This window comes from Acinetobacter sp. F-1, from assembly GCF_022869025.1.
Lineage (GTDB): Bacteria > Pseudomonadota > Gammaproteobacteria > Pseudomonadales > Moraxellaceae > Acinetobacter > Acinetobacter pseudolwoffii.
On sequence record NZ_JAJKFX010000003.1, the window covers coordinates 70,349 to 93,933 of the forward strand.

Annotated in this window: 23 protein-coding genes and 5 tRNA genes; 18 read left to right on the top strand and 10 right to left on the bottom strand. The window is 45.4% G+C overall.

The features are described 5' to 3' along the window. Positions 1–151: 151 nt before the first annotated feature. The 4 genes from LOZ91_RS04050 to LOZ91_RS04065 are packed head-to-tail and all read left to right on the top strand — an operon-like array spanning position 152 to position 3,585. On the top strand, positions 152–1,510 hold the full coding sequence (locus LOZ91_RS04050; RefSeq protein ID WP_244782698.1) for a hypothetical protein: 1,359 nt from the start codon (positions 152–154) through the stop codon (positions 1,508–1,510). A gap of 19 nt (positions 1,511–1,529) precedes the next feature. Beyond that, a complete protein-coding gene (locus LOZ91_RS04055; protein WP_244782699.1) occupies positions 1,530–1,931 on the top strand; it encodes a DUF1425 domain-containing protein in 402 nt (133 codons plus the stop codon). Positions 1,932–1,943: 12 nt separating this feature from the next. Continuing rightward, positions 1,944–2,546, top strand: coding sequence for a penicillin-binding protein activator LpoB (gene lpoB / locus LOZ91_RS04060; protein ID WP_244782700.1), 603 nt, complete (start codon positions 1,944–1,946; stop codon positions 2,544–2,546). A gap of 52 nt (positions 2,547–2,598) precedes the next feature. Further along, positions 2,599–3,585, top strand: coding sequence for a CsgG/HfaB family protein (locus tag LOZ91_RS04065; RefSeq protein ID WP_244782701.1), 987 nt, complete (start codon positions 2,599–2,601; stop codon positions 3,583–3,585). 87 nt (positions 3,586–3,672) lie between these two features. Here LOZ91_RS04065 and recN read toward each other — a convergent pair whose 3' ends face one another. After that, entirely contained in the window at positions 3,673–5,334 is a 1,662-nt protein-coding gene (gene recN / locus LOZ91_RS04070) for a DNA repair protein RecN (protein WP_244782702.1), read from the bottom strand. Positions 5,335–5,748: 414 nt separating this feature from the next. Between recN and LOZ91_RS04075 the strand changes: the two genes are divergently transcribed. From LOZ91_RS04075 to LOZ91_RS04085, 3 genes are all read left to right on the top strand, one after another. Beyond that, on the top strand, positions 5,749–6,072 hold the full coding sequence (locus tag LOZ91_RS04075; protein WP_004281089.1) for a pyrimidine/purine nucleoside phosphorylase: 324 nt from the start codon (positions 5,749–5,751) through the stop codon (positions 6,070–6,072). A 136-nt stretch (positions 6,073–6,208) separates the two neighbouring features. Then, on the top strand, positions 6,209–6,958 hold the full coding sequence (gene rlmB, locus LOZ91_RS04080) for a 23S rRNA (guanosine(2251)-2'-O)-methyltransferase RlmB (protein ID WP_005168959.1): 750 nt from the start codon (positions 6,209–6,211) through the stop codon (positions 6,956–6,958). Between the two features lie 3 nt (positions 6,959–6,961). After that, positions 6,962–7,888: a DMT family transporter gene (locus LOZ91_RS04085; RefSeq protein ID WP_035337472.1), complete on the top strand. Its 927-nt coding sequence runs from the start codon at positions 6,962–6,964 to the stop codon at positions 7,886–7,888. A 21-nt stretch (positions 7,889–7,909) separates the two neighbouring features. On the opposite strand, the gene coaE is transcribed toward LOZ91_RS04085, so the two are convergent. From coaE to pilB, 4 genes are read right to left on the bottom strand one after another with little or no spacing between them, the layout of a single operon-like run. Then, on the bottom strand, positions 7,910–8,509 hold the full coding sequence (coaE, locus tag LOZ91_RS04090) for a dephospho-CoA kinase (protein ID WP_100329415.1): 600 nt from the start codon (positions 8,507–8,509) through the stop codon (positions 7,910–7,912). A 1-nt stretch (position 8,510) separates the two neighbouring features. Further along, on the bottom strand, positions 8,511–9,371 hold the full coding sequence (locus tag LOZ91_RS14595; protein ID WP_074383650.1) for an A24 family peptidase: 861 nt from the start codon (positions 9,369–9,371) through the stop codon (positions 8,511–8,513). Then, on the bottom strand, positions 9,371–10,600 hold the full coding sequence (locus LOZ91_RS04105) for a type II secretion system F family protein (protein WP_100329414.1): 1,230 nt from the start codon (positions 10,598–10,600) through the stop codon (positions 9,371–9,373). Before LOZ91_RS04105 ends, LOZ91_RS14595 begins: the two co-directional genes overlap by 1 nt. Before the next feature lie 31 nt (positions 10,601–10,631). After that, positions 10,632–12,344: a type IV-A pilus assembly ATPase PilB gene (gene pilB, locus LOZ91_RS04110; protein WP_005094394.1), complete on the bottom strand. Its 1,713-nt coding sequence runs from the start codon at positions 12,342–12,344 to the stop codon at positions 10,632–10,634. A gap of 277 nt (positions 12,345–12,621) precedes the next feature. Here pilB and tpiA point away from each other — a divergent pair, with 277 nt between their 5' ends. From tpiA to LOZ91_RS04165, 11 genes are all read left to right on the top strand, one after another. Further along, positions 12,622–13,413, top strand: a complete 792-nt coding sequence (tpiA, locus tag LOZ91_RS04115) for a triose-phosphate isomerase (RefSeq protein ID WP_180083259.1) — start codon at positions 12,622–12,624, stop codon at positions 13,411–13,413. 13 nt (positions 13,414–13,426) lie between these two features. After that, positions 13,427–13,756, top strand: coding sequence for a preprotein translocase subunit SecG (gene secG / locus LOZ91_RS04120; protein ID WP_005094388.1), 330 nt, complete (start codon positions 13,427–13,429; stop codon positions 13,754–13,756). Between the two features lie 53 nt (positions 13,757–13,809). Further along, positions 13,810–13,894: transfer RNA gene (locus tag LOZ91_RS04125), tRNA-Leu, on the top strand. Between the two features lie 54 nt (positions 13,895–13,948). After that, positions 13,949–14,025, top strand: a tRNA-Met gene (locus LOZ91_RS04130). 80 nt (positions 14,026–14,105) lie between these two features. After that, positions 14,106–14,182, top strand: a tRNA-Met gene (locus tag LOZ91_RS04135). Positions 14,183–14,250: 68 nt separating this feature from the next. Further along, positions 14,251–14,327 (top strand) — tRNA-Met (locus LOZ91_RS04140). A gap of 304 nt (positions 14,328–14,631) precedes the next feature. Then, positions 14,632–14,708: transfer RNA gene (locus LOZ91_RS04145), tRNA-Met, on the top strand. Positions 14,709–14,931: 223 nt separating this feature from the next. Beyond that, complete coding sequence (gene rimP / locus LOZ91_RS04150; RefSeq protein WP_005094386.1) at positions 14,932–15,456, top strand: ribosome maturation factor RimP; 525 nt, start codon at positions 14,932–14,934, stop codon at positions 15,454–15,456. 34 nt (positions 15,457–15,490) lie between these two features. Continuing rightward, complete coding sequence (gene nusA / locus LOZ91_RS04155) at positions 15,491–16,975, top strand: transcription termination factor NusA (RefSeq protein WP_005094384.1); 1,485 nt, start codon at positions 15,491–15,493, stop codon at positions 16,973–16,975. A 10-nt stretch (positions 16,976–16,985) separates the two neighbouring features. Then, positions 16,986–19,697, top strand: coding sequence for a translation initiation factor IF-2 (gene infB, locus LOZ91_RS04160; RefSeq protein WP_005094383.1), 2,712 nt, complete (start codon positions 16,986–16,988; stop codon positions 19,695–19,697). Beyond that, entirely contained in the window at positions 19,697–20,101 is a 405-nt protein-coding gene (locus LOZ91_RS04165) for a ribosome-binding factor A (RefSeq protein WP_005094380.1), read from the top strand. The genes infB and LOZ91_RS04165 overlap by 1 nt, the downstream gene beginning before the upstream one ends. Positions 20,102–20,206: 105 nt before the next feature. On the opposite strand, the gene LOZ91_RS04170 is transcribed toward LOZ91_RS04165, so the two are convergent. The 5 genes from LOZ91_RS04170 to LOZ91_RS04190 are packed head-to-tail and all read right to left on the bottom strand — an operon-like array spanning position 20,207 to position 23,585. Then, positions 20,207–20,611, bottom strand: a complete 405-nt coding sequence (locus tag LOZ91_RS04170; RefSeq protein WP_005094378.1) for a Na+/H+ antiporter subunit G — start codon at positions 20,609–20,611, stop codon at positions 20,207–20,209. A 10-nt stretch (positions 20,612–20,621) separates the two neighbouring features. After that, the gene (locus LOZ91_RS04175) at positions 20,622–20,897 is read right to left on the bottom strand and encodes a monovalent cation/H+ antiporter subunit F (protein ID WP_005094376.1); all 276 of its coding nucleotides are present in this window, start codon (positions 20,895–20,897) and stop codon (positions 20,622–20,624) included. Further along, complete coding sequence (locus tag LOZ91_RS04180; protein ID WP_179999316.1) at positions 20,894–21,412, bottom strand: Na+/H+ antiporter subunit E; 519 nt, start codon at positions 21,410–21,412, stop codon at positions 20,894–20,896. The genes LOZ91_RS04175 and LOZ91_RS04180 overlap by 4 nt, the downstream gene beginning before the upstream one ends. Then, a complete protein-coding gene (locus tag LOZ91_RS04185) occupies positions 21,412–23,220 on the bottom strand; it encodes a monovalent cation/H+ antiporter subunit D (RefSeq protein WP_159138538.1) in 1,809 nt (602 codons plus the stop codon). The genes LOZ91_RS04180 and LOZ91_RS04185 overlap by 1 nt, the downstream gene beginning before the upstream one ends. Further along, positions 23,220–23,585, bottom strand: a complete 366-nt coding sequence (locus tag LOZ91_RS04190; RefSeq protein WP_005168933.1) for a Na+/H+ antiporter subunit C — start codon at positions 23,583–23,585, stop codon at positions 23,220–23,222. The genes LOZ91_RS04185 and LOZ91_RS04190 overlap by 1 nt, the downstream gene beginning before the upstream one ends.

Sequence of the window (23,585 nt, forward strand, 5' to 3'; positions counted from 1 at the left end):
TTGTAATTAATTTATATAATATGTTTTTTTATGTAATAAAATCACACTAAATTCAGTTTAAAGTTTCACTAAATACACAATATTTACATATTGAAACATTAATACTTTATTTGTAAGATGCGGTAATTTTTAAAATTTATTTTGGGTCACTATGCATAATTTTATAAAAGGAACTTTAATCACTACGTTGTTTTCAGTTTCAGTAGTATCCCAAGCTGCAGTATTTAGTACCTATAATGAAGAGGGGAATGTATTTAGAAGTCATTTAAATGCGGCATTATCTGAAAATCTAATGACCCAGTTTAAAGATAAATCTAATTCAAAAGATGGTGTTTTATATTTGCTTGAGCAAGCACGCTTATTACAAGTTAATCATCAATATGAAGAAAGCCGTAATTATTATACTCAGGCCTTCACTTTATTAGAAAAACAAAAAAACCGTGCCAAAATTAGTGTTTCCCGGGTGGGTTTTAAAGCACTGGCCATGGTGAGTAATGATTCTATTGTACCTTATCTAGTTCCACCACATGAGCAGGTTCTGGCGCATATTTCCCAGGCAAAAAACTATATTTTCTTAAAAGACCTGGATGCTGCTGCAGTTGAAATGCGTATTGCACAAGGTATTCAGCGTGAAATTGAATTGTCTTATCAAAAGCAGCTGGAACGGAAAAAAGATAAGGCTGCGAAACAATCCTCGAATGACTCCGCATTTACTGCACTCGATGAGGCTTTTGTTGGCCTCGACCCGATTGCCGGCAAGATTAAAAATAGCTACCAAAATGCCTATGCTTTCTATATGGCGGCAAATTTATGGGAAACCTTGGGCGAATATAACGATGCTCTGGTGGATTATAAAAAAGCCTATGAATTGCAGCCAGATGCACAGATCGCAGAAGATGTTAAGCGTCTGAACCAGCTGGTAGTACAACAAAAGCAGGGCAGTGTGCCGGTGATTGTATTTATCGAGCAAGGTATTGTGCCGCAAAAAGTTGAAAATAAAATTGATATTCCAACACCAGGCGGCTTGATCAATATGGCGTTTGCTACCTATGAGCCAAGCACGTATGTCGCACCGAAAAGCTTGAAAGTCAGAATTAATAACAAGCCTGTGCAGGATAGTTATGTGATTAGTGATATTGGTGCTTTGGCTGTCAAAGATTTAAAAGAAAAAGTCCTGGGGAATCTGACCAGTCAGGTGGTACGAGCCACGGCCAAATATGCAGCACAAAAAGAACTCGGTAACCAGTTTGGTGTGCTGGGTCAGCTGGCAGGTAACGTTTTAAACATGTCTACAGAACGTGCTGACTTGCGTGGTTGGAGCACCTTGCCAAGTAATGCCCAGATTGCCCGTTTAAATCTAAGTCCAGGCAAACACAATTTGCAGCTTTCGAGTGGAAGCTTGTCCAGTTCGCCTGTCACCCTCGATGTGAAAGCTAACCAAACGGTCTTTGTCTATGCTCATCATATGAATGACAAGATTACCGCCAGTGTCAGTGCTATTCCACGTTAATGATCAATAAGAGAACGCTATGAAACGTCAATTTAGCTTTGCAATCCTTGGTTTAAGTGCATTGTTGATGGTGGGTTGTACTGCACCGAATGCCTTGTCAACACAAAGCAGTGCAAACAACGAAATCAGTATCCGCACCATTACCAATAACCCGGTATTGACCACAGAAGTCTTTGTGGAACGTGTGAACATGAGTTTTTCTGGTGATTTGAAACGTGCCTCAATTGCGATTAAAAACCGCCGTTTTAATAACAAGGATTTCAGTTACAAGATTGTTTGGGTAGATGCACAAGGTGCAGAAGTAAATCCTGAAGGCGCGATCTGGAAACCGATTCAACTGACCGGACGTGAAGCAAAAGGAGTGCAGTCACTTGCTCCGAATCCGTCTGCTGTCGATATTGTTGTGTATTTGAAAAAATAAGAGAGATTGAAGATGAACGCAAAATTAATGTTAGCTGTATTGGCAACGTCAACGTTGGTAACAGGTTGTGCGACCACTGGTGGCGCAGTCAGTTATGGGGATGCTCAAGCGGTAGAGACCTTAACCACAGATTTCGGTTCAACTGACTTGCAAATGATTGCAGCCAAAATGGTGGATGACATGTTGATGTTCCCACCTGTGGTACAAATGACCCAGACTCGCCGTCCGGTCATTGTCCTTGACCGTATTCATAATAAAACACAGGAACATATTGATACTGAATCGATTACCGATAGCATTCAGAACAAGCTGATCAACTCTGGAAAATTCCGTTTTGTCGATATGAAATCGGTGAATGCGGTTGCACAGCAACTGGCTTATCAAAAACAGAGCGGTATGGTGAATCAGGCGACTGCAGTACGTACCGGTGGACACATTGGTGCCGAATTTATGCTGAATGGTAACTTGTCGAGCATTGTCAAGAAATCAGGCAGCAAAAGTGATGTGTATTACAAATTCACTTTCAAACTGCAAAACTTGCAAACCGGCATTGTAGAGTGGACGGGTGAGAAGGAAATCCGTAAAGCAGCAAAACGTTCGACTTTCGGTCTGTAATTTAAATAGAGGCAACTACGCTTAGGGCGTAGTTGCTGTAGAAGAATACAATATGAAAAAAATATTACTTGCAGGCCTGTTGTCTGGACTGCTGAGCTCTCAGGCTTTTGCTGCTATCAAAGAAGTAGTGAAAGAAGCCAGCGGTAGCGGCCCAACGCAACATCAGGCAATTTCTGAAGCATTGTTAATTGCAGTCCAGTCAGTGAATGGCGCGTCAGTATCTTCAGAAATGAACTATGAAGAAACCGTTTCATTATCTGTAAATAATCAGGGCTGGAATTATAGCGGTAAAGTTTCGCCAGTTTTTAGCGTGGCAAATCAGGGTTCAGGCTCAGTGACCAAGTTTCAGGTTTTGAGTGTGACGGGCGCAAAAAATAATTACCGGGCCAAGGTTCGTGCACATGTGGTGAAGTTTGAATCGACGGTTCAAGATCAGCATTTGCGCCGGATTGCAGTCCTGCCTTTCCAGATGGCCGAGAAAAATAACCGGCTGGCCAGTGATGCATCAGCACGTGAGTTTAGTCAGGAATTGTCGGATGTGCTCGGTACTTATCTGGCTCAGACCGGACAGTTAAGTGTGGTCGATCGTCATTATCTCAATGAAATGCAGTTTGAAAATGACTTCCTGTATTGGGATGGCGCGCCTCAGGAATTGGCACGTATTGGCCAGAAGGTTGGCGCAGACTATTTGCTGGTCGGGCGTATCAATGATCTGTCAGTAAATAACGGTCAGCAGATGTATGGCTTGAATGCCGGTGCAGAGCAAGTACGTTTGACCTGGCGTGTGATCGAAGCCAATACCAGTAAGGTAGTGGCGGCAGGCACGTTTAATCGTAGCTTGTCCAATTTAATGACTCAGAATATTTTGAGTAACAGTTTAAATGACAGTACGGCAGATAAAATTGCTCAGGGCTTGAATCCGGAAATCTTGCAAGGCCTGAAATTACAACCTGTGCAGTCGCAGACCCGGCAGTCTTATGACTTGTCACCAGGCTATGAAATGACGCCAGGTTCGAGCGATCAACCGGTAAAATGGTAATTCCCGCTCTATGATTCAAATCTGAATCCTATGCTTAAGATCAAAAAAATTCCTGAATATATTCAGAGATTTTTTTGAATATGGTGGTCACACCTGCTGGAATTTTAACTGACGTAACTGACGGGCATGTTGTAAAGTCGTTTCACTGATTTCAACACCACCGGTCATGCGCGCGAGTTCATCAATACGTGCATCTTCTTGCAAACTCAGAATGGTGCTGCTGGCCGGGTCGGTTTGCTGCTTTTTCACGAGTAAATGCTGATCGGATTGTGCGGCCACTTGTGCCTGATGGGTAATACACAGAATCTGCACATGTTGGGCCAAACCTGCCAATAAACGCCCGACAATCTCTGCTGTACCGCCACTGATCCCGACATCAATTTCGTCAAAGACCAGTACTTCGGCTTCGGTTTTTTCTGCATTCATGACCTGCATCACCAGTGCAATACGCGACAGCTCACCACCTGATGCCACGCGAGCTAAGGGTTGTGCCGGAATGCCTTTATTGGCAGTAAATAGGAGTTGAATAAAGCTGAGGCCTTCACTCGATGGCTGTTCCAAAGCTTCAAACTTAAACTCGAAATGGGCTTCTGGTAGTGCCAGTTGTTTAACCTGTTCTGTGAGCTGCTTGGCCAGAGGTGCTGCGGCTTCACGGCGAATCTGTTCCAGATGTTGGGCTTTCTCCAGAAAATCCTGATAAGAGACTGCAACCTGTTCAGCCAGTGTTTCCGGGTCTTCCAGTTGATGCAGCTGTTCTAATTCGGTTTGCCAGGTTTCATATTCTGCCTTGAGCAATTCCGGTTGAGTACGATATTTACGAGCCAGACGGTGGAAAACCTCTAAAGTTGAATTCAGTTCTTCCATGCGTTCCGGGTCAAAACTCTGACGATCCATAAACTGACGTAAATTCGCCGCAGCATCTTCAAGTTCGCTTTGTGCATTTAATAAGGAATTATAAATTCCGGAAAGCTGCTCACTACGACCGGCATGCGATTCGACCCGACGCATAATTGATGCGAGTTCCTGGGTCATGTTCTGTTCAGCCTCATCGAGTACATTCAGGCTATAGACACAATCCTGCATGATCGCTTCATGATGGGAAAGCCGGTCAAATTCCTGCTCAATCTCCTGATAATCAGTCTGAACGATGTCTTCCAGTTCTTCCAGTTGCAGCTCAAGGGTTTCGATACGCTGTTTACGGGTGGCTTGTGCATCCAGTGCTGTCTGATGCTGGCGGATATTTTTCTGCCAGGTACTGTAAGCATCCCGTACCGCTTGCGCCGGCGCATAAAAGTGATAATAACGATCCAGCCAATGCTTCGGATAAGGGGGTTCGAGTAGTTGTTGCTGACTGTGCTGGCTATAGAGTTGTACCAATAAACGTCCAATTTCTTTTAGTTCTGACAGGCTGCTCGGTCGTCCATTGATCCAGGCTTTGCTGCGACCGGTGGCAAAAATTACCCGGCGTAAATGGATTTCACCTGATTCATCATCCAGCTCATGTTCTTTTAACCACGCGGCTTCAGGACTATGTTCCTGATAGCTAAAGCTTGCAGTCACATCGGCTTTTTCGGAACCATAACGCACATAATTGGTATCGGTTCGCTCACCCAGACAGGCAGACAAGGCATCTAACAAGAGGGATTTACCTGCACCGGTTTCACCGGTTAAAACGTTAAAACCTTTATCAATATCAATAGCAAGGTGCTCAGCTAAAGCAAAATTGATCAGAGTTAAATGTGTCAGCATAAACGCATCCGGGCTGCGAAAAGTTTGAGTGAAATAGCCTGATGTTGGATTGGGGTCACAACACGGCTGTGATTATAAATCAGGATGAATCAATTTCATTCTATCTTAAATTTTAGCGATTCATATATGCTTATTTCACTGTATTTTCGAAAGAAGCTGACTCAAAAGCCGGCAAATTCACTGCTTGTTTTCATAGTTTTGACATTGTCAAAGTTTAAGCTAGAAACCAAATCTGGCGGGCTGAATATACCATCAAGCCAGTAAACAAGCGGCCAGAATACCCCTTTCGCAACAGGCATTCAGGCGAGATAGAATATTTCACCGCTGCCGACAAACTTCGATTGATTAGTTGAGAGTGCACATTTAAACTACAGCAATCAAAATATTACAAAATGCTTTATCTGGAGAAATCGCATGTCAGCTCAGTTTGATCATGTATCTGTACTTAAAAAATCAAATGTATATTTCGGCGGTTTATGTATCAGCCATATTGTTCAATTTGAAGATGGCACCAAAAAGACTTTGGGGGTCATTTTACCATCAGAAAATGCCTTAACCTTTGAAACGCATGTGCCTGAGCGCATGGAAATTGTTTCAGGTGAATGTCGTGTTCAGATCGGAGATAGCGAAGAAAGTGAGCTGTTCCGTGCAGGCCAGTCCTTCTATGTGCCGGGTAATAGCCGTTTTAAAATCGAAACCGATGATGTGCTGGACTATGTCTGCCATTTTGAAGGTTAAGTACAGCGCAAGATCAGTGCAAACCGGGCAAGAAATTTCAGTGCGAATCGGTTAAACTAATCATTCTATAGAAATCCTGTGAAGTCAGCTTTACGGGATTTTTCTTTTATATATAAATTTAATTTAGAGGTCGTTCATGGCAAAACCTGAATATTTTTATGGCGTACATTCAGTGGAGTCATTGTTAGAGCTTGAGCCTGAACGTGTCTTGACATTATTCACTCTCAAAGGACGCGATGATCAGCGTTTAAAACGTGTACTGGAACTGGCTGAACCGTTTGGCATCAGTGTGCAGCAAGCCAGCCGTGACAAACTGGAAAAATTGGCCGGTCAACCCTTTCATCAGGGTGTTGTAGCAGCCGTTCGTGCCCATCCGGTCTTGAATGAAAAAGATCTTGAGACATTATTGAGCGCAAATCCGCAAGCCTTGTTATTGGCCCTTGATCATATTACCGATCCACACAACCTCGGAGCATGTGTGCGTACCGCCGCTGCGATGGGTGTTGAGGCGGTGATTGCACCACGTGATCGTTCTGCAAGCTTGACTCCGACTGCACGTAAAGTGGCTGCCGGTGGTGCTGACAAAGTCAAATTTATTCAGGTGACTAATCTGGCGCGTACCTTGGGGCAAATCAAAGAAGACTTTAATGTGCGAGTCGTCGGTACCATGCTGGATGAAAAAGCGCTGCCGATTCAGGAGTTTGATTTCACCGGTACTGGTGTCTGTGTGGTGATGGGTGCGGAAGATACCGGTCTACGTCCAATTACACAAAGCCAATGCGATCAGACGGTGTATATCCCGATGGCGGGTAATCTACAAAGCCTGAATGTCAGTGTTGCAACAGGTATGGCACTGTATGAAGCTTGCCGCCAGCGTAACCTGTAATTGATGATGGCATTGTCAGATCGTACACAAGGCTATGTCTTTCTACTGACGACTATGTGTATCTGGGGCGGTTTTACTTTAACCGCCCGTCTGAATGCGCTTTGGAACATCAGTGCCTGGGATATCGTGGCTCTGCGGTTTTCTCTGGCTTTTCTGATTCTGATGCCGATCTTGCTCTATCGCAAGGAGGCGGCTTTTTTACTGAAAAAAGAACCCTTTATTCTGGCCATGATTGGCGGAGTAATTTACTGTCTGTTTGCCTATAGCGCCTTTCATTATGCGCCTACCGCCCATGCCGCGATTTTCTTGAATGGCTGTATTCCGATTTGTACTGCCATCATGGCTTTTTTCCTGATGGGACAGGCTTTTGATAAGCATACTTGGGCCAGCCTGATTATTATGATTGCGGTGCTCTGTATCATGAGTCTGTTGATGTATCAGGAAACCGGGGTGGCATTCGGGGCAGGGGATGGACTATTTTTTATCAGTGCAATACTCTGGGCAATTTTTACCGTGTTATTGCGGAAATATCAGTTAACTGCATGGCAGGCAATGAGCGGCGTCGCGATCTGGTCAGCAGTGGTTTACGTACCTGTTTATCTGCTGTTTTTACCCAAAAATTTGAGTGTGCCAGAACCCCAGCATTTATTGTTTCAAACCATCTTTCATGGGGTTTTTGTGGTAATTATTGCCACTTTAAGCTATGTCGAAGCAATCAAGCGTCTCGGTGCATTTAAAGCCGGTAGCATTACCAATCTTGCACCATTTATTGCTGCGATTCTGGCGGTGCCTTTATTAAATGAAGCGCTGAGCCTGGCGATGATCTGTGGCTTGGTGGGGATGGCAATTGGGGCCTTACAGCCTTGGCGCTGGATTGGCCGTAAAGATAGTTTAGAAGCACAACTTGCAGCACAGAAAAAGCAGTCTTAATCGGACTGCTTTTTTTATACCTCAGGCAGCTGCCATGTTTAAATATTTTTCATGCAATGGGCGGAGATGGGCATAAAGATGATCCAGATGACCATCATTCAGCACAATATCATCAGCCATGGCCTGTTTCTGTTCACGTGGCATTTGTGCGGCAATAATGTTTCGGATTTGCTCAATATTTTGACCATCACGTTGTGAGGCACGTTCAATTTGCAATTCGATTGTGGCATCAATCAGTAAGCGATGCTGAGTGAGCTCATGTTGATTGGTCTCAAACAGGAGCGGTGAAACCAGAATGGCATAGGAACTTTGCGCAGCATCTAACTGCTGAATAATCGAAGTGCGAATTGCTGGATGAGTAATATTTTCCAGGGTTTTACGTGCTTCAGGAGACTGGAAAATATATTCGCGCAAGGCACGACGATTCAGTGAACCATCTTCAAGCAGTACCCAATCCCCAAAAGCCTGCTGAATCTGGGCGAGTGCAGGCTGGCCAATCTCGACCACTTCACGCGCCACCACATCGGCATCCACAACGACAATGCCTTGTGCTTCAAACCATTGACTGGCCGCAGACTTGCCACTACCAATCCCACCGGTTAATCCGAGTATAAATTTCACTTTATTGACCTAAATACACTTTCATAATCTGCTCGCCCCACAGAAAAGCAATCCAGCCGGCAATCGCGATATAGGGACCAAAGGCAAAAGGCTGATTTTCCTTACGGACTTTCAGCAGGATAATCCCGATAATCGCACCCACTAAAGAAGAAAGGAGCACAATTAATGGTAATAGCAAAGGCCCCATCCAGGCACCCAAGGCGGCAAGCAATTTAAAATCGCCATAGCCCATACCTTCCTTGCCAGTGACAATTTTAAAGACATAATACACCACCCACAAACACAGGAAGCCAATGATATAGCCCCAGATGGCAGAACTCGGTGAGGTATAGAGGGCATAACTATTGACGCCCAGACCCAGCGCGGCCAGGGGTAGGGTATAACGGTCCGGCAATAACTGGGTGTCAAAATCAATAAAGGTCAGTGCAATTAAGACATAAGTCAGAATCAGGCCAAATAACATCTGGACAGTCGGACCAAAAACAGCCACCACCATCAGCGCACAGGCCGCGGTCAGAAGCTCAATAAATGGATAGCGGATACTAATGGGATTTTGACAGTTGCCGCACTTGCCGCGCAAGACCAGCCAGCTGATGACGGGAATATTCTGGTACCAGCGGATTGGCTGATGACATTTGGGGCAAGTCGAATCGGGTTTGCTTAAACTTAATTTGGTCTCATCAATAATTGGCTGTTCCGGATGCAGGAACATTTGGCAATCGGTACGCCATTCCTGCTCCATCATCTTGGGAGTGCGATAAATCACCACATTTAAGAAACTACCAATGCAGAGACTAAAAAGCCCAACTGCGCTATACAGCGCTGTTGGGTTTTGAATGAAATATTGAATAAGATCTTGCATTAAACCACAGAACCCATTTGGAAGATTGGAAGGTACATGGCAATCACCAGACCACCGACAAGTACACCGAGAACAGCCATGATCAAGGGCTCCATCATGGAAGTGAGACCGTCTACGGCATTGTCGACTTCATTTTCATAATGGGTAGCAACTTTATCCAGCATGGCATCTAACGCACCGGATTCCTCACCAATGGCGACCATTTGCACGGCCATAGATGGAAACTTGTTGGTCACCCGCATGGCAAACTGTAATTGCTGACCAGTGGCAACATCTTCGCGGATTTTCATGACGGCATCTTCATACACCACGTTATTGGTTGCGCCAGCAGTGGATTCCAGTGCATCAATCAAGGGTACACCGGCTGCAAAAGTGGTGGCCAAGGTACGGCTATAACGGGCAATAATCGCTTTATACACCAGATCACCGAAAATAGGTGCTTTAAGTGCTGCTTTATCCAGAAAGTCGCGGAATTTTTTACTGCGTTTTTTTGCTTCCAGAAAAGCCGTAATGATGGCCCCAATGGCAATAATGAGCAGGAACCAATATTTTTGCATCCATTCCGACATATTGACTACCATTTTGGTAAAAGCCGGTAAGTCAGCACCAAATGAAGAGAATAAATCCTGGAAAACCGGGACCACTTTTACCATTAGAATAATCGTGACAATCAGCGCGACCACGACCACCGCAGCCGGGTACTTCATGGCTTTTTTAATTTTTTGCTTGAGCAGTTCACTTTTTTCCTTGTAGATCGCGACCCGATCCAGCATGGTTTCTAGCGCACCGGATTGTTCACCCGATTCGACCAGTGAACAAAATAGTTTATCGAAGTATTGCGGGTATTTACGCAGTGCACCGGCAAAGGTATTACCACCTTCCACCTCACCTTTAATCCCCAGAACGACTTCACGCATGGCTGGATTCTCCAGACCCTCTGCAACAATTTCAAAGCCTTGTACTAAAGGTACGCCGGCTTTCATCATGGTCGCGAGCTGTCGAGTAAAAATCGTAATATCCAGTGTGCTGACACGTTTTTTCATTAAGCCTTCGAGAATGTTTTTTTTCTTTTCCCGAATGGTCTTGATGCTGATGCCCTGTTTTCTGAGCGTCACTTTGGCCAGTGCCATGTTGCGCGCCGGCAATTCCCCCTTGATCTTTGCCCCTTTACGATCAATTCCTTCATAGCTGAAGATCGGCATCATCTGGCCTTTCTTTACTGCTGCCATACCTTTATCCTTATTTTAGATCAGCGCACGATCATTCGCTGGTGACACGATTGACTTCCTGTAAAGAAGTCACCCCCTGCATCACCTTGATTAAACCTGATCGGCGTAAATTGTTAAAACCTGCACGGGCAGAAGCATCGGCAATTTCAAGTGCATTGCCATCTTCCATAATAATTCTAGAAATTTCAGGCGTCACTTTCATGACTTCATAAACACCTACACGACCCTTATAGCCTTCGCGACATTCATTGCAACCTACCGGCTCATAGATCTGGAACTCTGGTTGCTGGAGATCTGCTTCGGTAAAACCCATTTCCAATAAACTCTGCTGTGGAATGTCGGCAGGTTTTTTACATTGTGAACACAGGCGACGTGCCAGTCGTTGTGCAATGACCAGATTCACTGAAGTGGCAATATTAAAAGACGGCACGCCCATATTGCGCAAACGGGTCAGGGTCTCAGGCGCACTGTTGGTATGCAGCGTTGACATCACCATATGACCGGTCTGTGCCGCTTTAATGGCAATTTCTGCAGTTTCCAGATCCCGGATCTCACCGACCATCACGATATCTGGATCTTGACGTAAGAATGATTTCAAGGCAGCAGAGAAGGTCAGGCCGACTTTATTGTTGACGTTGACCTGGTTAATCCCTTGCAGGTTGATCTCGACTGGATCTTCCGCTGTGGAAATATTGGTATCTTCACGATTCAGGATATTCAAACCGGTATAAAGTGAAACCGTTTTACCAGAACCCGTTGGCCCGGTAATCAGCAGCATGCCTTGCGGTTTATCCAGCGCCTGCATAAACAGTTCTTTTTGTTCCGGTTCATACCCCAGTGCATCGATCCCCAGCATCGCGCTAGATGGATCTAAAATACGCAGTACCAGTTTTTCGCCAAACAGGGTCGGTAATGAGTTGACACGGAAATCAATGGCTTTGTTCTTTGATAGTTTCAGCTTGATACGGCCATCCTGAGGAACACGTTTTTCAGAAATGTCCATTTGCGACATGACTTTTAAACGTGAAGACAGGCGGGTTGCCAACTGCAGCGGCGGTGTTGCAATTTGGCGTAATACCCCATCGACCCGATAACGAACCCGGTAGATTTTTTCATAAGGTTCAAAATGCAGATCCGAAGCACCCATACGAATCGCATCGATTAATAATTTATTGATATATTTGACAATCGGTGCTTCTTCTTCACCTTTGTCTTTTTCATCTTCTTCTTTACTCGGATCAGATGAATCGAAATCTACATCCAGATCAAAGTCTTCATCAAACTCAAAAGTGCTTTCTTCGGTAAAATTCTGCTCGATCAGTTTTTCCAGTTTATTGTGTTCAACAATAATGGTTTCAATATTGAGCTTGGTTGAAAAGCGAACGGCATCAATCGCTTCAATATTGGTCGGATTACTGATGGCAATATATAAAATACTGGAATTTTTAAAAATTGGTAGGATGCGATGCTTGGTAATCAGCTTCTCATCAATGATATCCCGCAAAATTTGCGCAGGATCATAGGCACTGATATCAAACAGCGGCTCACCAAATTCGACTGAAATCGTTTCAGCAATAACGGTTGGGGAGAGCTGTTGCTGGTTAATCAGCTCCGCCACAATATCTATTTTTTCTTGCTTGGCATGTGCCAAAGCACTGCGCATATCTTCAGCCGAGATGACGCCTTCCTCGACCAAACGACGAATAAATCCGGTAAATCTTGGCGACCCCTGTAATGCTGTCATGCTATAAATGCCTATAAATCAAATTTTTTTAATTGCTATATTAAAATTATACGTTTGTTACGTAAAAATACCATAGCTAAGAGTGCTGCTACCTTCCTCATATCCAGTAAAACTTTGAACTGGTTAGAAGAAGTTCCCATTTTTTTAAGTGATAACAAAAAACAACCATTTTGAATAGTCTAAACCTAGAATAAGTGATAAGAAAACTATTCTTTAAATTTTCCAATTCCGTGTAGAATGTGCCCAATTCGAAATATGTAAATAAAATAGGTTAATTATGTCAGTTTCGACGATTACCCCTTGGGTAATAGGTAACTGGAAAATGAATCCGCTGCAGGCAGATGCATTAACACTGGTACACGGTATTAAAAATTTACTGGAAACTGCACCAATCGCCGCAGATAAATGTCATATCGGTGTAGCCCCGATTGCCCTTGCCCTGACCCAGATTCAGGCGGAACTGTCATCTGCGACTCGTCCTGTTTACACTGTAGCACAAGATGTTTCACGTATTTCAGGAACGGGGGCTTATACCGGTGAAGTGAGCGCTGAATTATTGCAAGACAGCCAGATTCATTATGTACTGATTGGTCATTCCGAGCGTCGTGAAGTTTTCGCAGAAAACGCAGAAGTTCTGAATGCCAAAATCAAGTATGCATTAACTGCTGGTTTAACGGTGATTTACTGTGTGGGTGAAAGCCTGGAACAACGTGAAGCAGGGCAGGCGGAAGCGGTCGTATTGCAACAGATTTGTGATATTGCAGCGGTAGTGGACGCTGAGCAATGGAAAAATATCGTGATTGCTTATGAACCGATCTGGGCAATTGGTACCGGTAAAACCGCCTCTCCTGAAGATGCGCAAGCCATGCATGCACAAATCCGTCAAGGTTTGAGCCAGATCACCGGCTATGGTGCAACCATGGCGATTTTATATGGTGGTAGTGTCAAGCCGGAAAATGCAGTAGAGTTAGCAGCCTGCCCGGATATCAATGGAGCACTGGTCGGTGGTGCATCACTCAATGCTGAGTCGTTCCATAAAATTGCTCACGCATTTGCAAATACACAATAATTAGGAGTTCAGCATGCAAACTTTTGTGCTGGTAGTACATATTATCTTAGCTGTTTTGATGATTGTCTTGATTTTGGTTCAGCATGGTAAAGGTGCAGATGCTGGTGCCTCTTTCGGTGGCGGTGGTGCGGCGACAGTATTCGGGGCATCGGGTTCCGGCAATTTTATGACCCGTTTGACTGCTATTTTAACGGCGCTATTTTTTGTGACCAGTTTGACTCTGGCTGTTTTGGCCAAGAAAGACAGCACAAATGCCTATAGTTTGGGAACGGTTCAATCTGCGCCGACCATGCCTGTGCAATCGAATGAAACTTCACCAACTGCACCAGAAACGACCGAATAGTTTTAATTAGTCCTTTCTTTTTTCCAGTGATGCGACTAGAATGCGTCACAGCTGCGGTGGTGGTGGAATTGGTAGACACGCTACCTTGAGGTGGTAGTGCTTTCGGGCGTGGGGGTTCAAGTCCCCCCTTCCGCACCAACTTATAATCCAGAAATTTAAGTTGGTGTATGCAGCTGAAAAAACTTCTATTGATGCGGGATGGAGCAGTCTGGTAGCTCGTCGGGCTCATAACCCGAAGGTCGTTGGTTCAAATCCAGCTCCCGCTACCAATCAATCCTTTTTAAAGACGCAAACTTTTAAGAGGCAGTTTAATAAGTTATTAAGCTGAGAAATATAATTTGCATGTTGTTGCGGGATGGAGCAGTCTGGTAGCTCGTCGGGCTCATAACCCGAAGGTCGTTGGTTCAAATCCAGCTCCCGCTACCAATCTTTTAAAGATGCAAACTTTAAAAGCAGTTTAAGTTTTTTTAAGCTGAATGTTATTTGTACGCTGATGCGGGATGGAGCAGTCTGGTAGCTCGTCGGGCTCATAACCCGAAGGTCGTTGGTTCAAATCCAGCTCCCGCTACCATTTAAATAGTTTGGTAAACGTTATTTATAGATTTAGTTGATTGCTTGTCGGGCTCAACTCTCTATAAGCTAGCGAAGGTCGTTGGTTCAAATCCAGCTCCCGCTACCATTTAAATGGTTTGGTAAACGTTATTTATAGATTTAGTTGATTGCTTGTCGGGCTCAACTCTCTATAAACTGGCGAAGGTTGTTGGTTTACATCCAGCACCCACTACCATTTTTTCAGTCACAAATGACAAATATGCAGAATGATGCAGTTTTGATTGAAAAGCTCTCATCTTTTGTATATAATTTTTGCACGTTGATGCGGGATGGAGCAGTCTGGTAGCTCGTCGGGCTCATAACCCGAAGGTCGTTGGTTCAAATCCAGCTCCCGCTACCAAGTTTCTAAAAAGAGGCTCACAACAAGGTGGGCCTTTTTGCACAGTGGGATTTGAAAAAAAATCGCTATTGTGCTTAATTGGGGCGATTTACGCCCTTTTTTATTGGCTATCGTGTAGTGTCGACATTATTTGGTCACGTCTCCATGTTTCACTACTACTATAGTTTGTATTGGTTTGTAGTGGTCAAATAGATCATAAAATCGCACCAGATGACGAGAGTAAATGAAGCTATCAAATAAAACTCAAGCACTTCAGGACTTGATTGCACCGGCAGTTGAAGCCTGTAATGTAAACCTTTGGGGGATTGAGTTCCTGCCACAGGGTAAACGTTCGTTATTACGTATCTACATCGACAAACCGGTCGATGCAAGCGCTGAACCGGCCGTTAATGAAGACGGTGAAGAGGAACAGGGGCGTGGTATTGGTGTTCAGGATTGTGTGCGTGTAACGCAGCAAGTCGGCGCCATGCTGGATGTTCATGATCCGATCTCGGGTGAATATTCACTTGAAGTGTCTTCTCCAGGCTGGGATCGTCCATTCTTCCAGCTCGAACAGATGTCAGGCTATATTGGTCATAGCGTAGCATTACGTCTGATTAGTGCAGTAGATAACCGTCGTAAATTCCAGGCCAAACTGGTTGCAGTCGACCTAGACAATGAAATGATTCAAGTTGAAGTAGAAAAGCAACAGGTATTGGAGATCGACAGTCACAATATCGATAAAGCAAATTTGGTCTTCCAAGATTAATTGAATAAATAAAAATTTAACGAATAGGTGACGTATGGCACGTGAAATTCTGACCGTCGTTGAAACGGTTAGTAACGAAAAGGGTGTACCTCGTGAAGCAATTTTCGAAGCGCTTGAGCAAGCTTTAGTTGCGGCGACCAAGAAAAAATTCTACGAAGGAACTCGCTCTGAAGAAGCACGTTTACGTGTGGAAATTGATCGCAAAACAGGTGACTACCGTACTTTTCGTCAGTGGGAAGTAGTCGCTGACGAAGATCATGAAATGCCAGCGTGTCAGGATGCGATTTCTGATCTTGATCCTGCACAATGGTCAATTGGTGATATTCGTGAACTCGAAGTAGAATCGATTGATTTCGGTCGTATTGCAGCACAAATTGCCAAGCAAGTGATTGTACAGAAGATCCGTGAAGCAGAACGCGCACTTGTGGCCGATGCTTACGAATCTAAAGTCGGCGAGCTGATCTATGGTGAAGTGAAGAAACAAACCAAAGATGGTTTTATCATTGACTTGGGTGATAATGCTGAAGCATACCTTGCACGTGAAGAAATGATTCCGAAAGAAATTCTTCGTCCGAAGCAACGTATGAATGCGATTCTGTTCAATGTGAACCGTGAAGGTCGTGGTGCGCAACTCCAGTTGTCACGTGCCAAGCCGGATATGCTGATCGCATTGATGAAGAAAGAGATCCCTGAGATTTCTGAAGAAATTATTGAAATTAAAGCAGCAGCTCGTCAACCAGGCGTGCGTGCTAAAATTGCAGTAAAAACAAATGATCACCGTATTGATCCGGTTGGTGCATGTATTGGTATGCGTGGTACACGTATCCAGGCTGTTCAACAAGAATTGAACGGTGAGCGTATCGATGTCGTGGTATGGTCTGACGACCCTGCCCAGTACATCGCCAGCGCACTGGAACCAGCAGATGTATCGAGTATTGTCATCGATGAAGATGCCCGTACTGCAGACATCATCTTTGCAACGAGTGATCAATTGGCTCGTGCGATTGGTTCACAAGGTCAGAACGTTCGTCTGGCATCAGAATTGACTGGCTACAAGCTGGACATGATGCTGGAAGAGGAATACTACGCCCGTCAACAAAACGAAGCGCAACAGTATCTGGACATGTTTGTAACACGTCTGGATATCGCGGAAGATTTGGCGATGGCACTGGTAGAAATGGGCTTCACCTCGCTTGAAGAAATTGCTTATGTCCCTGCAGAAACGTTTGATGAAATCGAACTTGATGCTGAACTGGTTGAATTATTGCAAAGCCGTGCGAAAGAAATTGCACTTGCTGATGCATTACAACAGCAAGAGAATATACAAGCGCCAAGTGAAGAACTTGTTGCAATGGAAGGCATGACAGCAGAGATCGCGCAAGCTCTAGCAGCTCGTGGTGTGGTAACAGTTGACGATTTGGCAGATCAGGCGACCGACGATATCGAAGATATTGAAGGTTTGGGTGCTGAGAAAGCCGGTCAACTCATTATGAAAGCGCGCGAATCATGGTTTAACTAGGAGGTAGTATATGACGGACAAGTCGATTAAAGAGTTAGCCCTCAGCGTGGGTCGTCCAGTTGAGAAGCTCCTAGAGCAGGTTCGTGAGGCAGGTTTACCACAGCGTAAAGCTGACGATATTATTACCACCGAACAACAAGATAGCTTGATGAGCCATGTGAAGAAATCACAAGGTTCAGAAAGCCAAGCAGGGCAAATCACGTTGAAACGTAAAACAACCAGTACTGCAAAAGTTGCGAGTACTTCAGGTAAGGCGAAAACGATTAATGTAGAAGTTCGCAAGAAGCATACATTTGTTAAGCCTGATCCAGAACAGATCAAAGCAGAAGCATTGGCGAAAGCCAAGGCTGAACAACAGGCCAAAGCTGCGCCTGAGCAGAATACAGCACAAGCTGCTTCTTCTGCTGAAGCTCCGAAAACTGGCGTAAATAACGCGAGTAAAGCTCTAGAAGCGATGCGTGCTGCTGCAAAACAAACCAGCGACAAGCAAGAAGTTTCTAAAGCGGCAGTCGTGGTAAAACGCAAATCGACCAACAAGCCGATTGTAAAACAGGTTGTTAAACAAACTGAAACGGCTGAACAGAAAAAAGCACGTGAAGCTCAGGCAGCGCAATTAAAAGCGACTGAAGAAGCAGCACGTCGTAAAGCGGCTGAAGAAGCGCAGCAACGTACGCTTGAACAAATGCGTCAGATGGCGTCTAAGTACACCGCTGAAGATACAACAGCAACGATTCGTGTCGTAGATGATTCTCCGCTTGCTGCCGGTCTGGTAGGTCAGGCATATGAAGACTCATTTGCCAAAGAAGACCGCGAGATCAAACGTGGTACCAATACCCCAGCTGCACGTGCACCGAAAAAAGGTGGACGTCGTGGTCAGGAAGAACAGAGCTTCAGCAAACAGCCTAAACGCGGTTTGAAAACCAGCCAGGGCAATAAGCACGGCTTCGAAAAACCTGTGAAGAAACAGGTTTACGATGTTGAAATTGGTGAAACCATTGTTGTGGCTGACCTGGCTGCGAAAATGGCGATCAAGGTTCGTGAAGTTATTAAATCTCTCATGAAAATGGGTGAGCTGGTTACTCAGAACCAAGCCATTGATCAGGAAATTGCAGCATTAATCGTAGAAGAAATGGGTCATAACCCGGTATTGGTTTCTGATACGCAAGCTGAAGATAACTTGCTTGAAGCAGCTGAAGAAGCACGTGGTGCACAAACAACGCGCGCACCAGTGGTTACCATCATGGGCCATGTTGACCATGGTAAAACATCGCTTCTTGACCGTATCCGCCGTGCCAAAGTGGCGCAAGGCGAAGCAGGCGGTATTACCCAGCATATCGGTGCTTACCACGTTACAACCGACAAAGGTATTATTACCTTCCTTGATACTCCGGGACACGCAGCGTTTACTGCAATGCGTTCACGTGGTGCCAAAGCAACGGATATCGTGGTACTGGTTGTTGCAGCAGATGATGGTGTTATGCCACAAACTGCAGAAGCAATCGACCATGCACGTGCTGCAGGTACACCAATCATTGTTGCAATCAACAAGATGGATAAAGAATCTGCTGATCCAGATCGCGTATTGAACGAATTGACCACCAAACAGATCGTACCTGAACAATGGGGCGGTGATGTACCGGTTGCCATGGTTTCGGCGCATTCTGGTCAAGGTATCGATGAACTTCTAGACCTGATTTCGATCCAGGCTGAATTGCTTGAATTGAAAGCATCGGAAGAAGGTGCTGCACAAGGTGTGGTGATTGAAGCACGTGTAGACAACAGCCGTGGTGCGGTCACGTCTATTCTGGTTCAAAACGGTACCTTGAAAGTGGGTGACCTGGTTCTTGCTGGTTCATCTTATGGTCGCGTTCGTGCAATGACCGATGAAAATGGTCAGCGTATCAAATCTGCAGGTCCTTCAATTCCAGTGGAAATTTTGGGTCTTCCAGAAGCGCCAATGGCAGGTGACGAAGTTCTTGTTGTTAGCGATGAGAAAAAAGCACGTGAAGTTGCCGATGCACGTATGGATCGTGAACGTCAAAAACGTCTTGAGCGTCAATCTGCAATGCGTCTTGAAAACATCATGGCGTCTATGGGCAAGAAAGATGTGCCTATCGTGAACGTGGTGCTGAAAACTGACGTACGCGGTACACTGGAAGCCTTGCATGTTGCACTTGCTGAACTTGCAACGGATGAAGTGAAAGTACGTATTATTGGTTCGGGCGTTGGTGCAATCACCGAGTCTGACGTAACACTGGCTGAATCTTCAGAAGCAGTTCTACTTGGCTTTAACGTTCGTGCGGACAACACCGCGCGTCAAAAAGCCGATGCAGACAGCATCGACATTCGTTACTACTCAATTATCTATCAATTGATTGATGATGTGAAAGCAGCAATGAGTGGTAAGCTGGCACCTGAACATCGTGAAACGATTCTGGGTGTTGCACAAGTACGTGAAGTATTCCACTCAAGTAAATTCGGTGCGGCTGCGGGCTGTATGGTTCTTGAAGGCGTATTGCATCGTAACAAACCGATTCGCGTACTCCGTGATGACGTGGTGGTATTCCAGGGCGAGCTTGAATCTCTTCGTCGCTATAAAGAAGTGGTTGAAGAAGTTCGTGCCGGTATGGAATGTGGTCTTGCGGTGAAAGGTTATAAAGACATCAAAGCACTGGATAAGATCGAAGTGTACGATGTTCAACTGATTAAACGGAGTCTTTAATGGCGGGTAGTCAACGTCTGAAGCGTATGGCGGATACAGTACAACGCGAGTTGTCAGAACTGATCCGTCAGGAGCTGAAAGATCCACGCTTAGGTGGTCTGGTGACCATCTCTGCCGTGAAGGTGAGCCCGGACTTGGGATATGCGGAAGTTTATGTCACTGTTATGGGACGTGAGCTGGGCGATGAACAAAGTGAAGCGGCGAATAAAGAAACTTTAGAGGTGTTAAACAAAGCCTCTGGTTTCCTGCGTCACGAACTGAGCCGTCGTATCAAAACCCGTATTACACCTCGTCTACGTTTCCATTACGACAAGACCAATGCCTATGGTAACTATATGTTTGGTCTAATTGCTGAAGCTGTGAAGGATTTACCTGAAGCTGAAGCAAAAAAAGATGATGAATAAGTCTTAGGACAATAAAAAAGCCACCTTCGGGTGGCTTTTTTATAGCTGGCTTTATTGAAACTTTAAACATTAGAAGTGAATCGACCTATCTAAAAATAGTCCAAATCAAGTGAGATCATCATTTTTATGATTCATTTTTTTCTCATAAAAAGCACGGCGACGTGAACGTTGCCAAGGCAGGGGACGCTCCAGTGTTTCTGGAACCTCACCACTTAGCGAGCGTAAACGTAAATGCAATGCTGCCTGCGCCATCAGATTGGCCGATACGGGTGCAGTGATAAAAGCAAACAGGGTAATCAGCACTTCAGCAAAACCGAAACGGCCGTACATGGCAGAAAAAATAATCGCGGCAATCAGAAAACTGCCCAAGCCCAAGGTACTGGATTTGGTCGGTGCATGCAGCCGCATAAACAGATCGGGCAGGCGTACCATCCCAATCCCTCCGACCAGCATGAAGAAAGCACCAATCAATAAAAAAATCGAAACTAGTATTTCTAAAATTAACGGCATTTAAAAACTCCTAGTCGATGACATGGCCAGTGGTGAAATAACGCGCCAAAGCTGCTGTAGAGACAAAGCCGAGCATCGCCACCAGTAAGGCCTCTTCAAACAGAAAAGTGCTGCTCCAGTAAATTCCCAAAATGACAATCAGACAGGTGGCATTCAGGAACAGGGTATCGAGTGCCAGGAGGCGATCAACGATAGAAGGGCCGGTAATGAGTCGGATCAGGCAGAGTAACATCGAGACAGTGACTGCACCCAGGCAAATCATTAATGCATAAGGCAGAATCGTCATATTTTTTCTCCTGTCTGTACGCTGAAAATTTTAAGCAAGGGCTGTTCATAACGTTGTTTGATCAGCTCGATTTCAGCTGCTTCATCATCCGTGCTTAAAGCATGCACCAGAATATCACCACGATCCTGATCAATACCGGCAGTGACTGTGCCCGGTGTGGTGGTAATAATCATGGCCAGTAAGGTGTTGACTTCTTCATGCTCGGTTTCCAGAGGCACACGGAACCATTTGGGATGTAGGTTTTTGGTCGGACCCAAGACCAGTTTTGCAACTTTAAGATTGGCCACCACAATGTCCCAGACCACGACAAAGAACAGACGCAGCGCAGGCCGCCACTGGATATTCGGGGTATAGTCAATAAACGGCGCGACCATTTTGGGAATGACAATCGCCAGAAGCAGGGCCACCAGCAAGGTTCCGGCTTCTGTGCTATGTGACAGTAAAGTCCAGCTGAGTCCCACGATTACAGAAACCAACGGGTGCGGGAACCAACGTTGCAGGAATGATTCAGCCATTAAGGTCCCTCCGCCGGTTTAAGTTGATTATCATCATGTTGGGTTTGTTCAATATGCTGCTGGTCAATCTGACGTTGTTTGAATTCAGAAATATTTTCACCTTCTAAAGTGGCTTCTGAAATCATATAAGGAATCAGATGTGCATTTGGATCCACCACCTCGCCACCATATTTGGTTTCTGGCAAATAACTTGGATCAAAGGGTTGCACACTAATAAATTGACCTTCTGCATCACGTTTTAACAGGGCAGCTTCATAGACCGGATTGTTTTTAATCTGTTCTGCCGTCTGATAGTTATATTGATAGATCGGTCCAGCAAATACAACATAAGCTGTTAAGCCGGCAAGTAGCAAATAGATCGTGTGATCATTACGTGCAGGTGCCTTACTGGGTAAAGCTTCATATTTGTGGAAATCATCAGAATTCAAATCATCTTCAGGTTTGGTTGAGCGCCAGAACAGCATAAAGCCGACTCGAGTAAAAGCCAGAATACTGAGGAAACTCACCAGCAGAATGGTCAGGATAATGATCATCTGATGCTCTGAATTGGCAGAAGCCTGCAAAATAAAGACTTTGCCAAAGAAGCCGCTGAACGGTGGCAGACCGGCCATCATCAAGGCAATGATGAAATAGACAATCGAAACCAGCTTGTTCTGTTTCATCAGCGGTGCGATTTTAAAATGATCTTTGAACTCACCGCGCTGTGAGGTAATCCAGCCAGACAGGATATAAAATGCCGCAGCAATCAGGGTACTGTGTACCATATAGTACAGGGCGCCGGCCCAGGCTGCAGTCGTATTCATGCCAATCGCCACCAGAATCGTGCCGACTGAAGACAGCACCATAAAGCCGACAAAACGGCGCAGGCGTTCTGTACCAATCGCACAAATGACACCATAGACTGAAGTAATCAGACCGATCACCAGTAGACAGTTCATCAGAATCTGATGGCTGTATTCATCATCAAAAACTGTCCCGTTAATCCGCAAAATCGCATAGATCCCGACTTTGGTCATGATGGTAAAGAGTGCGGCAACAGGGGTGGTGGCTACGGCATAGGTTTTGGGTAACCAGAAGCCCACCGGCAGCATTGCCGCCTTAATCCCGAAGACCACGAATAGCATGAGTCCACCGGCAACGGCCAGTTTATGCTGATCTGCTGCCAAGGTAGGCATTAAGCGCGCCACATCGGCCATGTTCAGACTGCCGACACTGCCATAAATCATGCCGAGTCCAATCAGGAACAGTGCAGAAGCCAGCAGGTTAATGGTGACGTAATGAATTCCCAGCTGGAAACGCGCCTTGCCCTGTCCATGTAATAGCAGCACATAGGACGCCATCAGCAAGATTTCAAAGAATACGAACAGGTTGAATAAGTCACCGGTCAGGAAGGCGCCGGTCAGGCCCATCAGCAGGAAATGCACCATGGTATGGAAATAACGGCCACGGGTATCCCATTCTTTACTGGCATACCAGACCACCGGTACTGCCAGGGCATAGGTCAACACCAGCATCATGGCAGAGAGTTGGTCCAGCACCAGCACGATCCCAAAAGGTGCGGCCCATTCGCCCAGTGTATATACACTGACTTGACCCTGACTGCTGTCAATTAAATAACTGACCGCAATGATCAGACCCAAGATACCCGAGATATGGCTGATACCACGACGCCAAGGCTGACGCCAGTCTGTGGTCAGGGAGCCAGAACCCGGATTGCCTAAAAGTACCAGACTAAAAGCGGTAATGGCCGGTAAAAGAATACTGAAAATTGGCGTATGTTGAGACCAGAAGTGAAGAAGATCAGTCATTAAGGCTCATCCTCACGTGGGTCAATCTGAGGTGTTTCTTCTTTTGAATCAACGTGGTCTGTTCCTGATTCATAACGGCTACGCAGTGCCAGCTGAACAATAAAGGCAGTGGTGGCAAAGCCAATCACGATGGCGGTCAGCACCAGTGCCTGCGGAAGGGGATCGGTGACTCTGGAGGCCTCGGTCAATACGGCAGGCGAATTCATCTGGATCCGCCCCATGGCAAATAAAAACAGGTTGACCGCATAACCAATCATGGCCAAGCCTAGCACCACCGGAAAAGTACGCGCACGCAGAATCAGATAGATTCCGGTGGCGGCGAGTAGACCAATGGCGGAGGCTAATAAAAATTCTAAACTCATCAT